This is a genomic window from Streptomyces sp. NPDC057654 (genome assembly GCF_042800135.1).
Taxonomy (GTDB): Bacteria; Actinomycetota; Actinomycetes; order Streptomycetales; family Streptomycetaceae; genus Streptomyces.
The window spans coordinates 1-6,790 of the sequence record NZ_JBHVHQ010000453.1; the positions used below are offsets into that span (position 1 = coordinate 1).

Here is a 6,790-nt window from a genome sequence, read left to right on the forward strand (position 1 = left end):
GCACGGAAAGTGCCGCCGGGGCGCAGGCGGGAGCAGCGTGAGCCGCGTGATTAGCGCTTGCTGTACTGCGGGGCCTTACGGGCCTTCTTCAGACCGGCCTTCTTGCGCTCGACCGCGCGGTCGTCGCGGCTCAGGAAGCCGGCCTTCTTCAGCGTGGCGCGGTTGTTGTCCACGTCCGCCTCGTTCAGCGCGCGGGCCACGCCCAGGCGCAGGGCGCCGGCCTGGCCGGACACGCCGCCGCCCGAGATGCGGGCGATGACGTCGTAGCGGTCGTCGAGCTCAAGGACCTTGAACGGCTCGTTGACTTCCTGCTGGTGCACCTTGTTGGGGAAGTAGCCCTCAAGGGTGCGACCGTTGATCTTCCACTGGCCGGTGCCCGGCACGATGCGGACGCGGGCGATGGCGTTCTTGCGACGGCCCAGGCCGGCGGCCGGCTGCGGGTCGCCGAAGCGGGACGCGAGAGACTCGCTCGTGTACTCGGTCTCCTCGGACTCGAAGGTCGCGTTGCCCTCGAAGTCCTCGGTGATCTCCTCGACGGGCGTCTCGGCGGTGGTCTCAGCCACGATTCTCCTCAGATACTTTCTGCTGGTCGGCGGTGGCCGGGACTAGCCCTGCTGAACCTGGGTGATCTCGAACGGGACCGGCTGCTGGGCCGCGTGCGGGTGCTCGGCGCCCGCGTAGACCTTCAGCTTCGACAGCATCTGACGGCCGAGGGTGTTCTTGGGGATCATGCCCTTGATGGCCTTCTCGACGGCCTTCTCGGGGTTCTTCTCCAGCAGCTCGTCGTAGCGGACGGACCGCAGACCACCCGGGAAGCCCGAGTGGCGGTAGGCCATCTTCTGGGTCCGCTTGTTGCCGGACAGGTGCACCTTGTCGGCGTTGATGATGATGACGAAGTCACCAGTGTCAACGTGCGGCGCGTACACCGGCTTGTGCTTGCCCCTGAGGAGGGACGCGGCCTGGGTGGCCAGACGGCCCAGGACAACGTCCTGCGCGTCAATGATGTGCCACTGGCGCTGGACATCGCCGGGCTTGGGGCTGAACGTACGCACGGTCGTAGCCTTCGCTTCTTCAGTGATGGGGTCTCCCGGGTCCGCGAGGACCGAGGAGACGGGTCCTGTACTGGACCACCCGGACGATCACGACAGCCTATGCGGCGCTGCGGGGACGCAACCCGAGAGCCGGCCGCTGGTCATCGGCCCGGTGGACCGGCGTAAGGGCCCCTCGCGTGAGAACGACCAAGCCAATACGCATAACGAAATAGCAGAATACCGGGCCGCCCCCGTACGGGTCAAAACCGCACCGGTGGGCGCCCAGCACCCCAGCGTACGACCCGGACACCGCCCCATGCCAGCCTCCGGTGCCGCCGGACGGCGCGGCTAACGCTTGCGCGCCACCCTGCTCTCGTCCCAGACCGGCTCCGGGGCCTCCCGGACCAGCCCGTCCGAGCCGAAGACCAGATAGCGGTCGAAGGAGCGGGCGAACCAGCGGTCGTGGGTGACCGCCAGCACCGTCCCGTCGTACGCCTCCAGCCCCTCCTGAAGCGCCTCCGCGCTCTCCAGGTCGAGGTTGTCCGTCGGCTCGTCCAGCAGCAGGGCCGTCGTGCCGGACAGCTCCAGGAGCAGGATCTGGAAGCGGGCCTGCTGCCCGCCGGAGAGCCGCTCGAACCGCTGCTCGCCCTGCTTCTCCAGCTCGTAGCGGCGCAGCGCGGACATCGCCTGGCCCTTGTCCCTGGCGTGCTCGGTCCACAGGATGTCCAGCAGCGTGCGCCCCTCCAGCTCGGGGTGGGCGTGCGTCTGCGCGAAGTGCCCGGCGACGACGCGCGCGCCGAGCTTCCACTCCCCGGTGTGCGCGACGTCGTCCCCGGCGAGCAGCCGCAGGAAGTGCGACTTCCCGGAGCCGTTGCTGCCGAGGACCGCGACCCGCTCGCCGTAGAAGACCTCCAGGTCGAACGGTTTCATCAGGCCGGTCAGCTCAAGATTCTTGCAGGTCACGGCCCGTACGCCCGTACGCCCGCCCTGGAGGCGCATCGTGATGTCCTGCTCGCGCGGCGGCTCCGGCGGCGGGCCCGCCTCCTCGAACTTGCGCAGCCGGGTCTGCGCGGCGGCGTAGCGGGAGGCCAGCTCGTGGCTGATCGTGGCCGCCTGCTTCAGGCTGAGCACCAGCTTCTTGAGCTGGGCGTGCTTCTCGTCCCAGCGCCGGCGCAGCTCCTCGAAGCGCGCGAACCGCTCCTTGCGGGCCTCGTGGTACGAGCCGAAGCCGCCGCCGTGCACCCACACGTCGCTGCCCGCCGGGCCCGGCTCGACGCTGATGATCTTCTCGGCGGAGCGGGCGAGCAGCTCGCGGTCGTGGGAGACGAAGAGCACGGTCTTCTTCGTCTCGCGCAGCCGCTCCTCCAGCCACCGCTTGCCGGGCACGTCGAGGTAGTTGTCGGGCTCGTCGAGCAGCAGCACCTCGTCCGTGCCGCGCAGCAGCGACTCCAGGACGAGCCGCTTCTGCTCGCCGCCGGAGAGGGTGCGCACCTCGCGCCACTGGGCGCGCTCGTAGGGGACGCCGAGGGCGGCCATGGTGCACATGTCCCAGACGGTCTCGGCCTCGTACCCGCGCGCCTCGGCCCAGTCGGAGAGCGCCTGCGCGTACGCCATCTGGGCGGCCTCGTCGTCGCTGGTCATGATCGCGTGCTCGGCGCGGTCGACGGCCTCCGCGGCCTCGCGGATGCGCGGCTGGGCGACGGAGACCAGCAGGTCACGCACGGTCCGCTCGTCCCGTACGGAGCCGACGAACTGGGGCATCACGCCGAGCCCGCCGCTGACGGCGACGGTGCCGCCGTGCGGCTGGAGCTCCCCGGAGATCAGCCGCAGCAGGGTCGTCTTGCCCGCGCCGTTGGCCCCGACGAGCGCGACCGCGGCGCCTTCGCCGACCCGGAACGAGACGTCGCCGAGCAGCACCCGCCCGTCCGGAAGGTAGTACTCCAGATGTCCCGCTTCCACGTGTCCCATGGTTCCGGATTCTCTCCGCCGACCGGGGCCGTGACCAACCGCTTTTCCGTGCCGGGGGCGCGGCCGGTGCGGCGCGCGCCGTCCGCGTCCGCGCGGGGGCACGTTCCGGCACCCCCCGAAGGAACGAACCTCCCATAAGATGCGCGCCATGAGCTTTGGGCAGGGAGGGCCGTACGAGGCCCCGGGGGGATCTCAGCCACCGCGGCAGCAGGGCGGACAGCCCGGCCAGCCGCACTACCAGGGGCAGCCGCCCTATCAGGGGCAGTACCCGGCGCAGTCCCCATATCCGGGGCAGCCGAACCAGCCGGCGAACCAGCCGGCGGACCTGCCGGGGCAGGGCCCGACGCCCGACTGGGCGGCGCTCGCCGACGACACCGAGGCGCGCGGCCGCCGCCGCAAGTGGTTCCTCCTCGGCGGCGGCGTGCTCGCGACGGCCGCCGTCGCGGCGATCGTGGCGACCGCGGTCGCCAGCTCGCACCACGGCACGTCCGCGAACGGCCTGCCCTCCCCGCAGGACCTGCCGAGCACGTCCGGCCCGCCCGAGCCGACCTTCTCCGACGTCGCGCCGCCGCCCCCGCCGGACCCTCTCGACTTCATCGCCAGCGCCAAGAAGGACACCGCGCCGCTGTCCGCGGACACCCTCTTCCCCGGCAAGAAGATCGCCAAGGGCAGCAGTACGTACGCCAAGGCCGCCACCGACTCCACCGCGAACTGCGCCGCCGCCACCCAGGGCGCGCTCGGGTCCGTCCTCGCCGACAACGGCTGCCGCAAGGTCATCCGCGTCACCTACGTCAAGGGCGGCGTCGCGGTCACCGCGGGCGTCGCGGTCTTCGACACCAAGGCCGCGGCGGACAAGGCGAAGGAGCAGGCCAAGGGCAACATCGCCTCGCTCGCGGGCGGCGAGGCGCCGAAGTTCTGCCGGGGCAAGGCGTGCCGGCTGACCGCCAACTCCGAGGGCCGCTACACGTACTTCACGGTCTCCGGCTATACGAACGGGACGTCCGTGCCCGGCTCGGACACCGAGGCGCTGAACGCGGGGCGCGATGTGGCGACGTACGTCTTCCAGCGCATCCTCGCCCGCGGCAACGCCCAGGCGTCGGCCGCGGCGGCAGCGGGCCGCTGACCGGCCCGGGGCGCGCCGGGAAATCCCGGCGCCCCCGCCGGGCGATCACACCTCAGCTGTCCTGCGAGTCCCCGGCCTCCCCCGCGTCGCCGTGCTCGACATCACCGCCGCTGGGGGCCGTGGCGTGCCCCTTCTCCGCCTTCTGCACCTTCTCGACCTGCGCCTTCAGCAGGTCCTGCGGCATCTCGACGCGCTGCGGGTCGGTCAGGCTCGTCACGAAGAACATCGACAGGGTGGAGCCCGTGCGCACCACGGCGACCAGGCTCGGCGCCTTCTCGGAGGTGTTCACCAGCCGGTACGCGGCGGACTCGTCGCCCAGCTTCGGCGCCGCGAGCTGCTGCACGGCGCTGAACTTCTGCTCCTCGCCCTCGCCCGTCTTCATCCCGAAGCCGCTCTCGCAGTTCTCGCCGGCCTTGCGCAGGTCGGCCAGCGTCCCTTTCGCGCCGCCCTTCCCGTACGTGGCCACGCGGACCATGCCCTGGAGCCCCTCGTAGTCCTTGCCGTCCCCCGTGCGGGCGAAGGTGTTGACCACCGACCGGGTCGGCTTGGGCTTGGGGCTGGAACCGAGCAGCGCCGCGAGCGGCTGGCAGTCGGACCGGTCCGCCTCGGCGGTGCCCGCGCCGGCGGCGCTCTTCGCCGAGGCGCGCTCTATCTGGTAGCCGCTGACCTCTTTCGCCCCGAGGGACGCCTGGTTCAGGCGCTTCGCGCTCATCGGTTCGGGGTCGCCCCCGCCGGAGCTCCCGCTGCATCCGGCCGCCATCAGGGCGGCCGCGGCGGAAGCCGCCGCGACGGCCATCGGCCTGTATGCCTTCAACGCCATTGCCCCCTCGTCAATCCGGTACGCGGACATCCTGTCGCGAACCCCCTGGGAAAGGGAACGGTAAATGGGAACGAACCTTCGGTTTTTCCCCTCTACCTCCTAATGGTCGCGCTCCCGCCACCGTCTCGCCCCCGTCACGGGTGCGTCAAAAGCCCGCCAGGACGGGTTGCCACAGCCCACGGCATCCGATACAAGGGCAATTCGCACCACGTCCGACTACTCCGCTTGACAAGTCCTTTACTCATACATCTAGAGTTTGCTCACTCGAAGGAGCGAGCGCCCCACCGCACGCCGCCACGAGCGGTACTTCCGTTTCCGGTCAGGGAGGGGCCCGCGCGTTGCCCATCGGGCGGCCCGCGTCCGTACGCCATGAAGATCGCTTTCCTCATCCACAACGCCTACGGCATCGGCGGCACCATCCGCGCCACCTTCAACCTGGCCGGCGCCCTGGTAGCCCGCCACGAGGTCGAGGTCGTCTCGGTCTACCGCAGCGTGGACACCCCCCACCTGCCCGTCAGCCCCAAGGTCCGCATCACCCCGCTGATCGACCTCCGCAAGGACGCGCCGGGCTGCGACGCGGACGACGAGCTCCAGCACCAGCCCAGCTCCCGGCTGCCCGACCCCGAGGGGTCGCTGCGCGTCTTCACCCGCCTCGCCGATCTGCGCGTCGCCCAGTACCTCGCGGCCACCGACGCCGACGTCGTGATCGCCACCCGCCCCGGCCTGCTGGTCTACCTGGCCGAGGCCGACGCCGACCGCCCCTTCCTGCGGATCGGCCAGGAGCACATGACGTACTCCTCGCACGTCCCGGCCGTCCGCGCCGCCCACGACGCGGTCATCCCCAAGATGCACGCCTTCCTGACCGTCACCGAGCAGGACGCGGCGACCCACCGCGAACACCTGCCGGAGTCGAAGCTCGGCGCCACCGTCCTGCGCTGCCTGCCGAACGTCGTGCCCACGCCGAAGACCGAGCCCTCCGACGGCGAGTCCAAGGTGATCGTCGCGGCCGGCCGGCTCGACGAGGCGAAGCGCTTCGACCTGCTCGTACGGGCCTTCTCCCAGCTGGCCGACGAGTACCCGGACTGGTCCCTGCGGATCTACGGCCGGGGCCCCGACCGGGCCCGGCTGCGCGACCTGATCGACGAGCTCGGCCTGAGCGACCGGGCGTATCTGATGGGCCCCCGCTCCCCCATCGAGACGGAGTGGGCGAAGGCCGCCATAGCGGTCTCGGCCTCCGACGCCGAGTCGTTCGGCCTGACCATCGTCGAGGCCATGCACTGCGGCGTCCCGGTGATCTCCACGGACTGCCCGATCGGCCCCCGAGAGATCATCGAGGACGGCGCGGACGGCGTCCTCATCCCCGTCGGCGACGAGGCGGCCCTCGTCGCCGCGGTCCGCAAGCTCATCGACGCCCCGGAACTGCGCCGCAAGCTGGGCGCCGCGGCCCGCGCCTCCGTCCAGCGGTACGCGCCACAGCACATCGCCGTACGGTTCGAGGAGCTCGTACGGGAACTGCGCCCCGCACTCGTACCGGAGCCGCCCGCGCCGCCGGCGCCCGCCTCCGCCGCACCGCACCTGGGCCTGCGCCGCGCCGCCGCCCGGCTCGTACGGCCACTGCGCCGCAAACCCGAACCGGCCGCCAAGGCCGCCCCCGCCGCAAGCGACGCGCCCACGGCCCCGCTCAAGCCGCTGCGCCCCAAGGCGTCGACCCGCGTGACCCCCGACGGCGGACTGAACGTACGCATCCCCCGCGGCGGCGCGACCGGCGAGCGCCTCGCCCTCGTCGGCAAGCTGCGCGGCACCGACGGCAAGGCCCCGGGCGACCGGGTGAGCGTGCCGCTCCAGGCC

General features: G+C 71.7%; 6 protein-coding genes. 2 read left to right on the forward strand and 4 right to left on the reverse strand.

Annotated features, from left to right (window positions below):
- Window positions 1-50 precede the first annotated feature (50 nt).
- The 3 genes from rpsI to ACFU99_RS27530 all read right to left on the reverse strand — a co-directional run bounded on the left by rpsI (window position 51) and on the right by ACFU99_RS27530 (window position 2,999).
- Window positions 51-563 carry a 30S ribosomal protein S9 gene (gene rpsI / locus ACFU99_RS27520; protein WP_384396861.1) on the reverse strand — a complete coding sequence of 171 codons (513 nt, stop codon included), beginning with the start codon at window positions 561-563 and terminating at the stop codon, window positions 51-53.
- A gap of 42 nt (window positions 564-605) precedes the next feature.
- Window positions 606-1,052, reverse strand: a complete 447-nt coding sequence (gene rplM / locus ACFU99_RS27525) for a 50S ribosomal protein L13 (protein ID WP_363131890.1) — start codon at window positions 1,050-1,052, stop codon at window positions 606-608.
- Between the two features lie 327 nt (window positions 1,053-1,379).
- A complete protein-coding gene (locus ACFU99_RS27530; RefSeq protein ID WP_384396864.1) occupies window positions 1,380-2,999 on the reverse strand; it encodes an ABC-F family ATP-binding cassette domain-containing protein in 1,620 nt (539 codons plus the stop codon).
- A gap of 148 nt (window positions 3,000-3,147) precedes the next feature.
- On the opposite strand from ACFU99_RS27530, the gene ACFU99_RS27535 reads away from it, so the two are divergent.
- Window positions 3,148-4,122 (forward strand): hypothetical protein, encoded by a 975-nt coding sequence (locus ACFU99_RS27535; RefSeq protein WP_384396867.1) that lies wholly within the window; start codon window positions 3,148-3,150, stop codon window positions 4,120-4,122.
- Window positions 4,123-4,174: 52 nt separating this feature from the next.
- On the opposite strand, the gene ACFU99_RS27540 is transcribed toward ACFU99_RS27535, so the two are convergent.
- On the reverse strand, window positions 4,175-4,942 hold the full coding sequence (locus ACFU99_RS27540) for a hypothetical protein (RefSeq protein WP_384396870.1): 768 nt from the start codon (window positions 4,940-4,942) through the stop codon (window positions 4,175-4,177).
- 369 nt (window positions 4,943-5,311) lie between these two features.
- Between ACFU99_RS27540 and ACFU99_RS27545 the strand changes: the two genes are divergently transcribed.
- Window positions 5,312-6,790 (forward strand): glycosyltransferase family 4 protein (locus ACFU99_RS27545; protein WP_384396873.1); only part of this gene is annotated, 1,479 nt, incomplete at its 3' end.